Origin of the sequence: Rhodococcus sp. IEGM 27, assembly GCF_033142305.1 — a bacterium.
Lineage (GTDB): Bacteria > Actinomycetota > Actinomycetes > Mycobacteriales > Mycobacteriaceae > Rhodococcus_F > Rhodococcus_F oxybenzonivorans.
Map to the genome: position 1 here is coordinate 572,943 of NZ_JAWLSG010000004.1, position 14,240 is coordinate 587,182.

Annotated in this window: 11 protein-coding genes and 1 pseudogene; 3 read left to right on the top strand and 9 right to left on the bottom strand. The window is 64.0% G+C overall.

From position 1 onward, the window contains the following. Positions 1 to 24 precede the first annotated feature (24 nt). The 3 genes and pseudogenes from R4P95_RS17460 to R4P95_RS17470 form a co-directional block, all read right to left on the bottom strand. Positions 25 to 1,803: pseudogene (locus tag R4P95_RS17460) on the bottom strand (glycoside hydrolase family 15 protein); the annotation flags it as partial. Between the two features lie 231 nt (positions 1,804 to 2,034). Continuing rightward, a complete protein-coding gene (locus tag R4P95_RS17465; protein ID WP_213576448.1) occupies positions 2,035 to 3,639 on the bottom strand; it encodes an MFS transporter in 1,605 nt (534 codons plus the stop codon). A gap of 29 nt (positions 3,640 to 3,668) precedes the next feature. After that, positions 3,669 to 4,082, bottom strand: coding sequence for a hypothetical protein (locus tag R4P95_RS17470; RefSeq protein WP_213576447.1), 414 nt, complete (start codon positions 4,080 to 4,082; stop codon positions 3,669 to 3,671). 242 nt (positions 4,083 to 4,324) lie between these two features. On the opposite strand from R4P95_RS17470, the gene R4P95_RS17475 reads away from it, so the two are divergent. Then, positions 4,325 to 5,758 carry an MFS transporter gene (locus R4P95_RS17475; protein ID WP_317745779.1) on the top strand — a complete coding sequence of 478 codons (1,434 nt, stop codon included), beginning with the start codon at positions 4,325 to 4,327 and terminating at the stop codon, positions 5,756 to 5,758. A 127-nt stretch (positions 5,759 to 5,885) separates the two neighbouring features. On the opposite strand, the gene R4P95_RS17480 is transcribed toward R4P95_RS17475, so the two are convergent. From R4P95_RS17480 to R4P95_RS17495, 4 genes are all read right to left on the bottom strand, one after another. Further along, positions 5,886 to 6,455, bottom strand: a complete 570-nt coding sequence (locus tag R4P95_RS17480) for a hypothetical protein (RefSeq protein WP_213576445.1) — start codon at positions 6,453 to 6,455, stop codon at positions 5,886 to 5,888. Then, positions 6,455 to 7,213: a ParA family protein gene (locus tag R4P95_RS17485; RefSeq protein WP_213576444.1), complete on the bottom strand. Its 759-nt coding sequence runs from the start codon at positions 7,211 to 7,213 to the stop codon at positions 6,455 to 6,457. Before R4P95_RS17485 ends, R4P95_RS17480 begins: the two co-directional genes overlap by 1 nt. A gap of 169 nt (positions 7,214 to 7,382) precedes the next feature. Then, on the bottom strand, positions 7,383 to 7,634 hold the full coding sequence (locus R4P95_RS17490; protein WP_317745778.1) for a hypothetical protein: 252 nt from the start codon (positions 7,632 to 7,634) through the stop codon (positions 7,383 to 7,385). A gap of 137 nt (positions 7,635 to 7,771) precedes the next feature. Then, positions 7,772 to 8,827 carry a C45 family peptidase gene (locus R4P95_RS17495; RefSeq protein ID WP_317745777.1) on the bottom strand — a complete coding sequence of 352 codons (1,056 nt, stop codon included), beginning with the start codon at positions 8,825 to 8,827 and terminating at the stop codon, positions 7,772 to 7,774. A 215-nt stretch (positions 8,828 to 9,042) separates the two neighbouring features. Here R4P95_RS17495 and R4P95_RS17500 point away from each other — a divergent pair, with 215 nt between their 5' ends. After that, the gene (locus R4P95_RS17500; RefSeq protein WP_317745776.1) at positions 9,043 to 10,509 is read left to right on the top strand and encodes an ornithine decarboxylase; all 1,467 of its coding nucleotides are present in this window, start codon (positions 9,043 to 9,045) and stop codon (positions 10,507 to 10,509) included. A gap of 128 nt (positions 10,510 to 10,637) precedes the next feature. On the opposite strand, the gene R4P95_RS17505 is transcribed toward R4P95_RS17500, so the two are convergent. Both R4P95_RS17505 and R4P95_RS17510 read right to left on the bottom strand, forming a co-directional pair. After that, positions 10,638 to 11,552, bottom strand: coding sequence for an NAD-dependent epimerase/dehydratase family protein (locus tag R4P95_RS17505; protein ID WP_317746097.1), 915 nt, complete (start codon positions 11,550 to 11,552; stop codon positions 10,638 to 10,640). Between the two features lie 211 nt (positions 11,553 to 11,763). Then, complete coding sequence (locus R4P95_RS17510) at positions 11,764 to 13,107, bottom strand: MFS transporter (protein WP_317753883.1); 1,344 nt, start codon at positions 13,105 to 13,107, stop codon at positions 11,764 to 11,766. A 261-nt stretch (positions 13,108 to 13,368) separates the two neighbouring features. On the opposite strand from R4P95_RS17510, the gene R4P95_RS17515 reads away from it, so the two are divergent. Beyond that, positions 13,369 to 14,187 (top strand): SDR family NAD(P)-dependent oxidoreductase, encoded by an 819-nt coding sequence (locus tag R4P95_RS17515; RefSeq protein WP_317745775.1) that lies wholly within the window; start codon positions 13,369 to 13,371, stop codon positions 14,185 to 14,187. Positions 14,188 to 14,240: the final 53 nt, after the last annotated feature.

The window sequence follows — 14,240 nt, forward strand, 5'->3', positions numbered from 1 at the left end:
GGTCCAGCTCGACAGCATCTCCCGTCACGCGTCGGCGACAGCACCGGCGATGGCATAGGCCGCGCCGATGAGGGTGAGATGGCTGAACGCCTGCGGGAAGTTTCCGACCTGTCGTTGCAGGCGGACGTCGTACTCCTCGGCCAGCAGGCCCAGGTCGTTGGACAGTGAGGTGAGCCGCTCGAACAATGCTCGCGCCTGGTCGGTGCGCTTGTTGAGGGCCAGTGCGCTGACCAACCAGAACGAGCAGGCAAGGAATTGTCCTTCGTCGCCGGGTAGTCCGTCGTCGGTCTGTGCAGTCGAGTATCGCGAGACGAACCCGTCGCGGCCGAGTTCCCGGGTGATCGCGTCGATCGTTCCGCTCACGCGGGAGTCGGTGCCGGGTAGAAACCCGACGAGAGGAATGGTGAGCACGCTGGCGTCGAGTTCCTCGGACCCGTAGAACTGGGTGAAGGTGTTGCGTTTGGCATCGAAACCGTGTTCGCAGACCTCACGATGAATCTCGTCGCGCACCTGCGCCCAACGTTCGACGGGAGCATCGAGCTCGAATTCCTCGGCGAGGCGCACGGCCCGGTCGAACACCACCCAGGCCATGACCTTGGAATGGGTGAAGTGTCGGCGTGGCCCGCGGGTCTCCCAGATGCCGTCGTCGGGTTCGCGCCAGATCGTTTCGATGTACTCGACCACGGTGCGCCACCGTGGCCAACGCTGGGGGTCGATCCGGCCGAGGAGTTGCGCACCGGCGTACAGCATGGCGACGACCTCGCCGTAGACGTCGAGCTGGAACTGTTCGGAGGCGGCGTTGCCCACCCGGACCGGTGCGGAGCCTTCGTAGCCGGGGAAGCCGTCGAGGTCGAATTCGGTCAGGCGCCGCTCCCCGCTGATTCCGTACATGATTTGAATGTTCGTCGGGTCGCCGGTACCGACGCGGGTGAGGAAATCGCGGAAGGCGAGCGCCTCGTCGGTGTATCCGGCAGCAAGCAGCGCCTCGAGGGCGAGCGCGGAGTCACGCAGCCAGCAATAGCGGTAGTCCCAGTTCCGCACGCCCCCGATATCCTCCGGCAGTGAGGTCGTGGGCGCGGCGACCATTCCGCCGGTATTTTCCGACGTCATCGCCTTCAAGGCGATCAGTGAGGTCAGCACCTCATCGCGGTAGGGGCCCGAGTAGGTGCAACGCCCACTCCACTCCCGCCACCACGCTTCGGTACGGGCCAGCGCCGAATCGGCGTCCTCGATGATCGGTGCCGGTGCAAAGGAGGAGTGCCAGCACAGGGTGAAACGTGCCCGACCTCCCTCGGTGACGACGAACTCGGCCCCGACGGTGCCCTTGCCGATGTGCAGCGGCACGGGTGTGCTGAGGCGGAAGGTGTCCGGTCCGGCGGTAGCGCGGATCCCGTCCGGAGCCGGTTCCACCCACGGGGCGATGGATCCGTAGTCGGGGCGAATCACCAGTTCCATCCGCATCGGCACCCGGCCACGCACACCCTGCACGATTCGCATCACCCGCGGTGGACCGTCGCCACGGCGCGGCATGAAGTCGATGATGCGCACCATGCCATCAGCAGTCTCGAAGTCCGATTCGAGCACCAGCGTGCCAGCACGGTAACGACGGGCACTGACCCGCGTTTCACCGGTCGGCGCAAGGGTCCACCGGCCGTGCCGTTCGTCGCCGACCAGAGCGGCGAAACACGACGCGGAGTCGAAGCGGGGCAGGCAGAGCCAGTCGATGGCGCCGTTGTCGCCGACGAGCGCCGCGGTCTGCAAATCTCCGATCAGCCCGTAATTTTCGATACGCATGATCGATCCCCTATCCCACCGTCGTCCTCATTCGTCACCGTTGCAGCCCACATCAGAGCGTGAGGAGAACGATCATCTGATCTCCCCTCATAGATGCACGTTCGAGAGCGGACGACTGTGCGTCAGGCTTTCAGAATATCGCGCGTCGTAGGGCAAGCAGGGGAAGTCGACGAGATCGGCACCCGGTGACGAGAACACAGAGAAGGGCGTACGTCCCATCCCGGCGCCTGTGACTGCGAGTCAGTCTTCCTGTGGGCTTTCACCGGAATTCTTCGGTGCGAGGTCCAGAATGCGTCTCATGCGGAACGAGTTGAACACCCCGATCAGGCCCGCGAAAATAGGAATGAGTAGGGCGAATTGCAGGGCAAGAGGTCGCGCGTCGGTGTTGATGCGGATGATCTCCTCCTGGATTTCGGGGGGTTGGCCGACGAGCAACTGCTCCAGCTGGGTGTTGCTCATGACCTCGGCGTCGTCCTCGAGCACCCGCGCCACCTGTTGCTGTTCTGCGGGCGGGAGCACGTTGCTCGACTGCGCCATCGCGGTGAAGGTGAGGGACAACGTTGCCAGCATGATGGCGCCCGCGAACGCCAGCCCGAACGAGAGCCCGAACGATCCCGCCGCGGAATTGACGCTGGCGGCTTCACTGATCCGCTCCTCCTCGATCGGCGCGAGTGTGTAGTTGTTGAGTTGTGACACCAGCAATCCCAATCCGGATCCGGCAATCACCAAAGGAATCACCAAGCCCCAGCCGAACTCGGCACGCGGCACCAGCGGGATCAGCGCCGCGATCCCGACCGTCAGAAGCACGAATCCCCACCGGATGATGCTGCTCGGGCGTCGATCGCCCGCCTTCTTGCCTGCGAGCAACGCCACTGCGAACATGCTGAGGGAGAGGGGTGCGAGAGACAATCCCGCCTGCATCGCGTTGTACTCGAGCACCATCTGCAGGTAGATCGGCAGCGCTATCATCGTGCCACCGAGGGCGATCTGCTGGAGCATCTGCCCGGTGATACCCAAGCGAAAGACTTTGGAGCGAAACAGATCAGGGTCCAACAGTGTCGGCTTACCGCCACGTTTGCGCCGCACGAGCCAGTACGCCAGCCCCGCCATCGCTACTGCACCGAGCGCCAGTAGCGCACCTACGGCTTCGCCGCCCTCCTGCCACACCAAAATGCCCAGCACGATACCGCCCATGCCCAGGACGGAGAGGGCCGCGCCCACCATGTCGATGACCCGGGGTCCGGTGTACCGAACATCCTGGACGAGCCGAACGCCGGAAAGCACAACGGCGATGATGACGACTTCGAGCATGAACCCGACGCGCCAAGACAGATAGGTGGTGATGAATCCGCCGAGCAGCGGTCCGACGGCAGCGGCAATCGCAGCGGCCGCCCCGACCAGGGCGTAGACCTTCTTTTGGGCGGCCCCTTCGAAGTTACCGTGGATCAGGGACTGCATGGCGGGCAGGAGGAGTGATGCGCCGATGCCACCGAGTATTGCCCAGAAGATGATTATCGCGGTGAGGCTCTGCGCGAGTGCCATCGCCGACGCACCAATTGCATAGCCGAGCAGGCCCAACACATAGGCGCGTTTGCGTCCGATGAGATCGCCGACCTTGCCGCCGATCAGGATGAACGCCGCAGATACCAGCGCCTCGAGTGCAATCGCCGCCTGAACGCCGCTGACGGTGGCCTCGAGGTCGCGAACCACCGAGGAGATCGACACGTTCATCAGTGACGTGTCCACGACAAGCACGAACATCGCCATCGCCAGCAGTAGTCCCAGCATGCGCTGTGAGCCCGCTGCTTTCTCCGACGAATTGCTGGTCTTCGGTCCTCCGGTCATCGATCACACCGTTCTCTCGTCGAAGAACGTCATCTGGCGATTTGACCGTTCTGCACGGTATTACGGTGCCAGGCCGATACGGCCCAGATCACCACGGCGTTGAGGGCGATGATGGTGATCGCCCACATGGGGTAGTAGGGCAACCAGAGGAAGTTGACGAGGATCGACACGGCGCAGATCACGATGGCGCCCACTCGCGCCCAGCCGGCACCGGCGAACAGGGCGATCCCGACTGCGGTGACGATCGCCCCCAACACCAGGTGCGTCCATCCCCACGAGGTGAGGTCGAATTGGTAGGTGTAATCGGTTCCGCTGACGATCACTTCGTCCTTGGCGATCGCGGACAGGCCCTGGAGTACTTCGAGGACACCGACGGTGACGAGCAACACCGCCCCGCCCATTACGGTTCCCGCACCTTGCCTGACCAGAGATTTCTCGGACATGACCGTTCCCTTCCCGGGCAGATGCGTGAAGTGTTCCGGCGAAATCATTGTCCTCCGAACCGGCCGGTAATGGTGGCACTTCGCGGCAGGGGTGCACCACCGCCAACAACCGGTCATGGCAAGTTCCGTGCAGGTAGGGTTATCGAGCAATAGATCCCCACGCACGGACGGACCGTTCGCGGTATCGGATTCGTGGAGTGCGTCGGTTGTTCGACACCGCTGCGACCCGAAGCAGGTGCGAGATGGACTCACGAGACCAGGCAGCTCACCGCTCGGCCGCCCTGCGCCGGGTGCTGATCCCGCTGGCGCTTGCCCAGTTCATCTGCAGCTTCGCCGGCTCCAACATGAACGTGATGATCAACGACATCAGCGAAGACCTCGACACCAGCGTGCAGGGTGTGCAGGTCGCGATCACCATCTTTCTACTGGTGATGGCGGCACTGATGATTCCCGGCGGAAAGCTGACCGACAAATACGGGCGCAAGCGTTGTTTCACCGTCGGCTTGGTTGTCTACGGTGTCGGTGCCCTCATGAGCGCGGCAGCCCCCGGTCTGGGTGTGCTCATTCTCGGCAACTCCATTCTCGAAGGTGTGGGCACGGCGCTCCTGATCCCGCCGGTCTACATCCTCACCACCCTGTTGTTCACCGAAGTCACCTCCCGAGCACGCGCCTTCGGGGCGATCAGTGCGATGGGTGGCATCGGTGCGGCTGCCGGGCCGCTGATCGGTGGTCTGATCACCTCGGCGCTCAGCTGGCGGGCGGCGTTCGTGTTCCAGGCGCTGGTCGTCGCGGTCATCGTGGTGCTGGCCCGCAACATCACCGATCCGCTGCCGCCGGACCGCAGCCGTCCGTTCGATGTCGGCGGGGCAACCCTCTCCGCGGTCGGCCTCATCCTTGTTGTGACCGGAATCCTTGCCGCGGACAACAATATCTGGTTGACGATCATTCTGATACTTGCAGGTGCCGTCGTGCTGGTGTGGTTTTTCTGGTCGGTGCGCGCCAAGGAACGCGCCGGCGCGGAACCGTTGCTGTCGAGCGCCTTGTTCCACAACCGCACTTCCAACCTGGGCCTGATCACCCAGAACACCCAGTGGCTGCTGCTCACCGGCGTCTCGTTCGTGGTCGCGGCTTACCTTCAGGTCGTGCGCGGTTACGACGCGATCGAGACGGGCGTGATCTTCACTGCGGAAACGGCGGGTCTGCTGGCCGCCTCCCTCGCTGCAGAACGGTTCGCGAAGCGCCGCGCGCAACGCACCCTGATCCTCGCCGGATTCCTCGTCGTGATCGGCGGCATCGCCGTCCTGTTGGCGCTGGTGAGCGGCACCCCGAACGTCTGGGCGTTCGCGCCGGGACTGCTACTGATCGGGCTAGGTCTCGGTGTCATGCTGACCCCGTCGGTCAACGTCGTGCAGTCGAGTTTCGCCGAGCAGCTACAGGGCGAGATCTCCGGGCTCTCGCGCAGCGTATCCAATCTCGGGTCCTCCCTCGGCGCCGCAATCGCCGGCACCGTTCTCGTCGCCGGGATCACCACCACCCCCGAGCGTTCGTACGCGCTCGCCATGATCGTCCTCGCGGCCGTCGGATGTGTCGGGCTCGCCGCGTCCGTCCTACTCCCCCGCACGCTGTCGCCGCCGCTCCAGCCCGACGGCGACCCCCCACGACCACCCGCAACATAACGCTGCCAGCCGATAGAGCAGGCGCTCGAGACCGACCTACACATTTCGGAGACTCCAGGGTTCCTTCACGGAAAGCGGTTCACTGCAGAGCATTCCGTGATTCTCCCGCCTGGCGCGATTGGCGGGACTACCCCCGGACGAGTTCGGCGTTGCGCGGCGGGAAGGGTTCGCCGTTGTTGTACTTGCGTGCGAGAACTGCCAGGTAGTGGGCGAGGGCTTCGTCGACGAGGTTGGACCAGCTGTTGGGGGCGCCGGCGATGTGGCCGATGGCGGCGACGGCATTCTTGCCATCCTCGACCTTGGCGCGCTTGATGTAGACGGATTCCTGTTTCTTGTCTGCGGAGACCCGTGTGGGAGTCTTCCTCTCCTCCCCAGGAGCCACCGGTTCGGCGGTGGCGGCTGCTTCCTGTGCGACGCCCACTCCCTGTTCGACGAGGTTCGGCAAGCGTCGTCTGCGGCGTTCGAAGGGATTGTTGGCCGGTCCTGCGACGTCCACCCCCTGCTCGACGAGATTCGGCAGTCGTGGTTTGCGGCGTTCGAGGGGGTTGTTGGCGAGTCCCGGCTTACGTGCGACGCTCGTCAGCACGTCCATGCGACGAGTTCTCGAGTACGTCCCCTCCGGGTGAGCGCCTGCGGGGGTCTGGTGGCGGCGTTCGAGGGGGTTGTTGGCGAGTCCGGGCTTACGTGTCGCGCTCATCACGAGGTCCTTTCGACGAGTTCTTGGGCGGCATCGCGGTAGGCCCGTGCTGCGGACGAGGACGGTGCCCATCTGACGACGGGTTCTTCGGCGCTGTAACTTTCGCTGACACGGACGGACTTCGGGATAATGGTGCGCATCGTCTGGTCGGGATAGGTCTCGCGGAGCGCGGCGAGGACCTGCTGGTCGATGACCTGTCCGAGTTCGACGCGGCCGCACAGGATGTGATTGAGCTTTGCAGTGGGGTTGAGCAGCTCGACCTGCTGGGTGATGTAGTTCTCGATCCGCATGAGCGCTTCGAGTTCCATGGCCCCCGTCATGACAGCGGCGAGCACTTCGGTGCAGGCGACGAGTGCGCTGATGGTCAGGTGGTCGAAGTCTCCGGGGCAGTCGATCAGGTTGAAGTCGACGTCGGGGGCGCCGGCGAGGGCTTTGCGCAGGATGCCGTGTGCACCGGGCTTCTTGAGGAAGTAAGGCCCGACGGAATCGAGTTCCTTGGTGGCAGGAACGAGGTGGATACCGGACGCGGTGATGGTGGTGGCGTCTTCGATGCTCGACACCAGCATGAGTACCGACAGGACATCGTTGTCGACGGCTTCGGGCGTGGCGCCGAGCCAGGTGGTGGCGTTGCACTGTGGGTCGAGGTCGACGACACGGACGGTGTAGCCGGCTTCGACGAGGGCTTGGGCAAGGTTGACCGTGCTCGTGGTTTTGGTGGAGCCGCCTTTATGATTGACCACTGCGATGGTGCGGGTCATGGGCCTGTCCCTTCGTGAAAATATTGTGACGTAAAAGTACTCATCCGTGACGGCGTACGTGTCGCGTTGAGTTTTTTCAGTCCTGAGACCGTCTCTGGCCGAGGACAGACTTACTGTGACTATCGCGACGAGCAACCGGCCGCCACTGATTGCCCAGACCGGTGATCCGTCACGGGCCTGACCTCCGCGGTTCCACAGATTGGCGTGTGGCGGAACGTTTCTCGTGAATCGATGCCATTAACTCGGTCAGGCCGGTGTCGGCCGCGATCAGCCCCGCGATGTAGTCGTTCGCAGTCATGCCGTGCGCCTTCGCGGCGCTGGCAGCTGCTTCTTTGAGCTCCGGTGGCACCAGCGCCTTGACTACAGCACGGGTTCCCTTACTGGGCCGCCCTCGGCGGCGGGAAGCAACAATCTCGGCCATGCCCGCAATTCTGGGACCAGAAAGTCGAACGACCTAACCGACACGCCGCATCCCACAGAATTCCTCACACCCGGTCATCGCTTGCACGGCCGCAGACCCCGACGACCCGAGGCGTTTCGCTCAGTGGTGTCTGCGGTCTATGCGGAGTGGTCGGTCGAAGGTGGCGCGTGCCATCCGGGTTCGATCCAGGGTTGCTGGTCCGGGAGACCGAGGCAGAAGCGTGCCGTGGGCGGAGTTGTGCCGAGCTCGAAGGAGACGGCCCCGAACGTCTGGGTCCGGCGTCCCTGCCGAGGTGTGACGCACAGGGGTGCGGTGCGGTCGGCGAGAAGCACTTCGGCGGTGATGTGATCACACGACCTGTTGGTGTTCGCCTGGAGGAAGTCGAGGCGAGCCACGGAATCGGCAATCCGTCCTTCCCTCGCGAGTTCTCGCGCGGCGTCCGGATCGATGTCGCCGTTGGCCAGCGGGTGATTGGTGTGCAGCAAGAGCGGTGAGCCTGCGGGGCAACTGACCACCACCTCATCGGCCGAACACTCGACACCGTGGAATCCGTTCACATCCCCCACGGCGTAGTGCTGACCGCTCGCATGTGAGATGCGGTGCAGGAAGTCGACCGCTTGGTCGAGGGATGAATGAGCAAGTGCACCCCGAATCGCAGCGGCCACCGGCAGCCCGGCGGAGTTGTGGCGCAACATGCCGAGGGCGTTGACGCAGACGCCGACGCCGGCATCGTTGACTCCGGTCAATCCGATCATTCCCGCCGAACTGAGCACGAGTGCCGCGGGCCCTACGTCCGGACGGATGCGCAGAACGATCTGAGATCCGTCCATGAAATCGGGCAAGTCCATGTTCTGGGCGAGAAGCACGCCATCGGTGCCGGCCTTTCCGAGGACACTGCAGCCGAGTTCCAGGTGTTCCCGGTGCACCCACCACTGTTCGTCCATGAAGTTGTAGGCAAGGACTTCCGCGAACGGGACCCCTGCCGCCTCCGCGATGCCGCGCATCTCCTCGGCCAGGTCGGGAACCGCGGCCTCCACCGTGGCAAGCAGCCCCGTCGCAGCGAGGTGCCGACGACTCCGAGCACTCGTACCCACTCGCCACCGATCGAGTGCAGCATGTACCGAGTCGCGGGCCTGCTCGCCGTGGGCGCGGCCGCGTGCCCGCCCGTTTCCGGCGCAATCGATGACCGTCATCGGACCTCCTCTCGATCATTTTCGACCGCCCGCGCGGTGAACGGCGGCACTCAGGCATGCAGCCCCCACGGGATCCCGAAGTCACTGACCGACTGCGGTTGTACACGAAGTCGGGACCACGACGCACGGTACGCCGGCCACGCGACCGGTGGGTCTGGCAGGAGCATCCGACGCGTCGGTGTTCAGGACTTGACGGTGCGGGTACACCTCTCGGTATGGATCAGTCGCAGACACCGTTGTTGGATGCGTTGGAGGAGTATCATCGGCTCGACCGATACGGATTCTCCCCGCCGGGGCATCGTCTGGGGCGGGGCGCGGACGAGCGGGTGACGAAGGTCCTCGGCGCCGATCCGTTCCGCTCGGACGTGCTCGCTTCCGGCGGTCTGGATGACCGGAAGTCGAGTAATGGTTACCTGTCCAAGGCCGAGCAGCTGATGGCGGAGGCGGTAGGAGCGGAGCAGGCTTTCTTCTCGACGTGCGGCAGCTCGCTGTCGGTGAAGGCCGCGATGATGGCCGTCGCGGGCAATGATCCCGGCGGGTTGCTGGTCTCACGTGATTCGCACAAATCGATCGTGGCGGGATTGGTGTTCAGCGGTGTGACGCCCCGGTGGATCACCCCACGTTGGGATGAGGAGATGCACTTCTCTCATCCTCCGTCCCCGGACCAGGTGCGGGCCATGTGGGAGAAGTATCCCGACGCGGCCGGTGCCCTGATCGTGAGTCCCAGCCCCTACGGCACGTGTGCGGACATCGGAGCTATCGCGCAGGTGTGCCACGAGCGCGGCAAGCCGCTCATTGTCGATGAGGCTTGGGGTGCACATCTCCCCTTCCACGACGACCTACCGACCTGGGCGATGGACGCCGGCGCCGATGTGTGCGTGGTGAGCATCCACAAGATGGGGGCGGGCTTCGAGCAAGGCTCGGTGTATCACGTGCAGGGTGACCTCGTCGACGGCACTCATCTGTCCGCCTGCGCGGACCTACTGATGACGACGAGCCCGAACGTGATGCTGTATTCGGCCATGGACGGGTGGCGGCGGCAGATGGTAGAGCGCGGCGCGGACCTTCTCGGCCGTGCTCTCGCGCTCGCCGGCCGCACCAGGGAACGGATCGCCGAAATCGACGGACTGACCGTGCTCGAGGACCGGCTACTCGGTGAGGAAGCGTCGCACGACCTCGACCGGCTGCAGATCCTCATCGACGTCAGCGAACTCGGTGTGTCCGGATTCCAGTGCACCGACTGGGTGCGCGAGAACTGCCACCTCGACCTCGGCATGCACGATCATCGCCGGATCATGGCGACCATGTCGATGGCCGACGATGACGACACCGCCGACCGGCTGGTCACCGCGCTCGACCAAGTGGCTCGAGCCGCAACCACATTCGATCCACCACCGCCTATTTCGTTGCCGGGACCCGAAGAATTGCAGCTCGAATCGGTGATGTCGCCCCGGGACGCGTTCTTCGGTAAGGCCGAGATGGTCGACGCCGGTGAGGCGGCCGGCCGAATCGCAGCCGAGCAGATCACTCCGTACCCGCCGGGTATCCCTGCGGTGGTGCCGGGAGAGCGGCTCGATCAGGCCGTCGTCGACTATCTGCGCAGCGGTGTGGACGCGGGAATGAACATTCCGGACGCAACCGATGCCTCACTCCAGCAATTCCGGGTCGTTGTGGACAACTGATGTAGGACAACCCGTCCCGCCGTCCGTTCGGGTGACGACAAAGGGTGTACCGCTACGCCCGCTGGTCGACCTGCGGATCGGATGGCCATCGAGCGGGTGTGCGGGAGACCCTTGTGCTGTGTGCGGTCTCATACAGAAGCGCGACGGGCGGTGTGCACGATCTGCGCGATCGCACGGCTGCAATCTGCTCGCGTGTAACCGAGCACCGCGGTCTCGGTTGCGTCAGGCTCGTAGTGCATGGTGTTGCCCCGGCCCTGGACGATCAGGGCGTCGGGCAGCAGGGGGTGCTCCTCGTCCCGTTCGTCGATGCTGCGTGTACCGCCCGCTGCGTCGACGAGCATCTGGAGGTATTCGCGAAAGGTCAGATTCTCGTCGCCGACGAGGTACGCCTTGCCCGGTTCAGCGTGTTGAAGTGCGCCCCAGATCGCCTGTGCAAGAGAATCAGCCGACATATAGTTCGATCCCCCGGGCGGCGCGAAGTCCGGGATGTCGGGCAAGTCACCGGCTGCCCACGCGATCATCCGCCCATACCGCCGCGCGGAGACTCCGGAGATGGCGCCGAGGATCGATGGTGGATTGAGAGTAGAGACGTTGAACGACGCGTCGGCAAGCGCCCGAGCACCCTCGTCGGCAGCACGCCGAGCCGCGATATAGGGGACGGTTTCGGCGAGGTCTGGACGCAGGTGGTGGTAGTAGCTGCCCACCTGGACGAAGCGCGGTACACCGGCGCGCTTGGCGAGCGCAGCGAAGCGGGGAATGCCGGAGATCTGCGTCTTCTCCCAGAACGCCGCTTGATCAACGTCTCCGCTCATGTGGCGCACGTCTTGGCCGGCGGCGAAGACTATGGCGTCGAAAGGGGAAAGCTGCTCGACGGTGAAGGTCTGCTCGGTGTAGTCACCGAGCAGGGCCGGGAAGTCTCGGACCGGGGACTCGTCGCCGAGAGCGTTACGCGCTGCCACGGTGACGTCGTTGCCCTGCTCACGCAGATGTAGTGCGGCGTAGGCGCCGATCATTCCGGTGCCGCCGACGATGAGAACCTTCATCATGTTCGCCCTTCTCGCGTTCGCGCCCGCGCCCAGCGCTGCTGACTGAGGGAGCAGCGGGGTATGCGTGTGAGTTTTCTGGGCCTCGGCGTGGATGGCCGGGTGCATCGCCCAACCTAGCCGTTGATCACGGTGCTTCTATTCGGATTCCCACTCAGTGGTCATCGGTGGGGCGTGTGGCTGGTCCCTGGATATGGATGCTGCAGTAACACTACGGTACGAGATTCTGATTCAGATCACGCCCATTGGTCTCGGGAGTGAGTGCGAGTGCTCCAATCGAGGCGAGAGCGGTGGTTGCGGCAATCAAGCTCAACGGCACACTTGACCCGGTTGCCGCGACCAGGCCGCTGGCGATCAGGGGAGTAAATCCGGCACCGAGAAGGGCTGCGGTCTGGTAAGCCATGGAAACACCTGTGTAGCGCACAGGGGTAGCAAACATTTCGGACAGCAGCGGCGTCAGCGGCGCGTACATTGCATTCTGCAGGAGCTGCGCAAACATCAAGGCGCCGACCATGACCAACATGGATTTCGTGTTGATCATCGCATACAGAGGAAACGCGAACAACACCGTTCCGATGGCCCCGGAGATCATGACTCGACGTCGACCAAGCCGGTCTGAGAGGGTCGAGAACAGGGGAATGAAGACGATCGATATGGCGACCACTGCGAGAAGCGCACCCATGACATCGGAGACCGCATAGCCAATTCCGGATGCGTAAGCCACAACATGCGTACTTGTCAGGGAGGTCAGGGCAAACGGAGCCAGGCCGGCGGCCACCGCCAAGACGAGTTGCTTCGGACGGCGGAGCACCTCCAGGGCGGGACTGCGCCGGTCCTTTCGTTTGGCTGATGCCTCGACGAAAATGGGGCTCTCGACCACGTGGAGTCGGACGTAGAGTCCGATCACCATCAGGATTGCGCTCAACAAGAAGGGAATTCGCCATCCCCAGGTCAAGAGCGCGGATTCCGGGAGGAGGGTCACGGCCGCAATCGCTGCCGTCGACAGAAGAAAGCCGAACGGTGTTCCGAGTTGCATGATCCCGGCCCACCGCCCGCGGCGGTCCGCGTCCGAGTGTTCGACGACCATGAGCGCCGCACCTCCCCATTCCCCACCCACCGCGATGCCTTGAATAACGCGAAGGACGATAAGCAGGATCGGCGCGAGGATTCCTATCCCCTGGTATGTGGGCAGCATTCCGATCAGCACACTGGCAATACCCATCGTGGTCATGGTGATCACCAGCATCGACTTTCGGCCGAGCTTGTCACCGAAGTGCCCGAATATCACACCGCCGAGCGGTCTCGCGACATAACCGGCCGCGAGGGTACCGAATGCGGCAACTGTACCGACAGCCGGATTCGAGGCAGGAAAGAACAGTTGCCCGAATACAAGGGCAGCCATGGTGCTGTAGAGGAGAAAGTCATAATACTCAATCGTTGTTCCCAGGAGGCTCGACAATGCGACCTTGCGGAGCAGGGATCCGTCGTGCGAGGAAAGGCGGTTCTCGGTGGGTGTCGCTAGGCGTGCGGGCGGCACTTGGGGCGGATTCGCCATCAGGTGCTCCTTTCAGATTTGAAGCTGACTGGCGATGGGCACCCGAACCGATCGGATCGGAGGGTAATTTCGCCAGTAGGGTTAAGGCAAACGTCATTTCACCGATTCACCATCGTCGGTCAACGTAATTCACGTTGCACGGAGTCCGGCGTGCTTTTGCATTGCCCACGGGCTCGATGAAATCCGAAAGACCGTGTGGAGCGGTGTAATCCTCCCGGTGACCGGGAGCAAAGGGGCATCGCGGCACCGACATGTCCTGAGATGACAAGCATGACCCTCACTTTCACACCAGGCGCACTGTTGCGCGGCCGGCGTGCCGTCGTCACCGGCGGTGTGGCCGGCATCGGAGCCGCAATCGCGCGCGGCTTCGCGGCCCACGGCGCGCATGTCCTCATCGCTGACGTGAACCCCATCGGAGACGTCGACTTCGACGGTGCCGCCGGTGGGCGACTGGACGCGATCGTGGCCGACGTCTGCTCTTCGCAGGTAGAACCAGCACTGGTCGAGCACCGACCGGACATCCTGGTCAACAACGTCGGGCACTTCGTACGCGCGCCCCAAGAATTCACCACCGACACCGCCGAGCAGTGGGCCGGCCTACATGAGGTGAACTTCGCCCATGCGCTGCGGCTCACGCATGCACTACTTCCGGGGATGACCGAGCGCGGGCGCGGAGCGGTAGTAAACCTCACCACCGTCGAGGCGCACCGAGCAATTCCGGGGCACACCGTCTACTCCGCGTACAAGGCGGCCCTGATGCAATTCACCCGCTCGCTCGCGGCCGAGGTGGGTCCAGCGGGAATCCGGGTCAACGCGGTTGCACCGGACCTGATCGAGACAGCACAAGTTCCTTATGGGAACCTGGTGCCCGAGCCGGACCGCGCACTGTGGCCGTTGTGGTCACCGCTCGGCGGACCCGGTAAACCCGAGGACGTCGCGGGTGCCGCGCTGTTTCTGGCCTCCGACCTGTCCCGGTTCGTCACTGGCAGCACTATCCACGTCGACGGCGGCACGCACGGTGCCGGAGGCTGGGTGCCGCGCCCGACCGGTGGCTGGACAAACCGCCCCCGAAACCCTTGACCAGAAACGGAATAGCCGCCGGCCGCAGTCGTCCAGCCCGAGCCGGATTACGA

Excerpts from the sequence above, each read along its gene's own strand:
- R4P95_RS17465 (WP_213576448.1), bottom strand. The coding sequence starts at position 3,639 with ATGACCGGAGGACCGAAGACCAGCAATTCGTCGGAGAAAGCAGCGGGC.
- R4P95_RS17470 (WP_213576447.1), bottom strand. The coding sequence starts at position 4,082 with ATGTCCGAGAAATCTCTGGTCAGGCAAGGTGCGGGAACCGTAATGGGC.
- R4P95_RS17475 (WP_317745779.1), top strand. The coding sequence starts at position 4,325 with ATGGACTCACGAGACCAGGCAGCTCACCGCTCGGCCGCCCTGCGCCGG.
- R4P95_RS17480 (WP_213576445.1), bottom strand. The coding sequence starts at position 6,455 with ATGAGCGCGACACGTAAGCCCGGACTCGCCAACAACCCCCTCGAACGC.
- R4P95_RS17485 (WP_213576444.1), bottom strand. The coding sequence starts at position 7,213 with ATGACCCGCACCATCGCAGTGGTCAATCATAAAGGCGGCTCCACCAAA.
- R4P95_RS17490 (WP_317745778.1), bottom strand. The coding sequence starts at position 7,634 with ATGGCCGAGATTGTTGCTTCCCGCCGCCGAGGGCGGCCCAGTAAGGGA.
- R4P95_RS17495 (WP_317745777.1), bottom strand. The coding sequence starts at position 8,827 with ATGACGGTCATCGATTGCGCCGGAAACGGGCGGGCACGCGGCCGCGCC.
- R4P95_RS17500 (WP_317745776.1), top strand. The coding sequence starts at position 9,043 with ATGGATCAGTCGCAGACACCGTTGTTGGATGCGTTGGAGGAGTATCAT.
- R4P95_RS17505 (WP_317746097.1), bottom strand. The coding sequence starts at position 11,552 with ATGAAGGTTCTCATCGTCGGCGGCACCGGAATGATCGGCGCCTACGCC.
- R4P95_RS17510 (WP_317753883.1), bottom strand. The coding sequence starts at position 13,107 with ATGGCGAATCCGCCCCAAGTGCCGCCCGCACGCCTAGCGACACCCACC.
- R4P95_RS17515 (WP_317745775.1), top strand. The coding sequence starts at position 13,369 with ATGACAAGCATGACCCTCACTTTCACACCAGGCGCACTGTTGCGCGGC.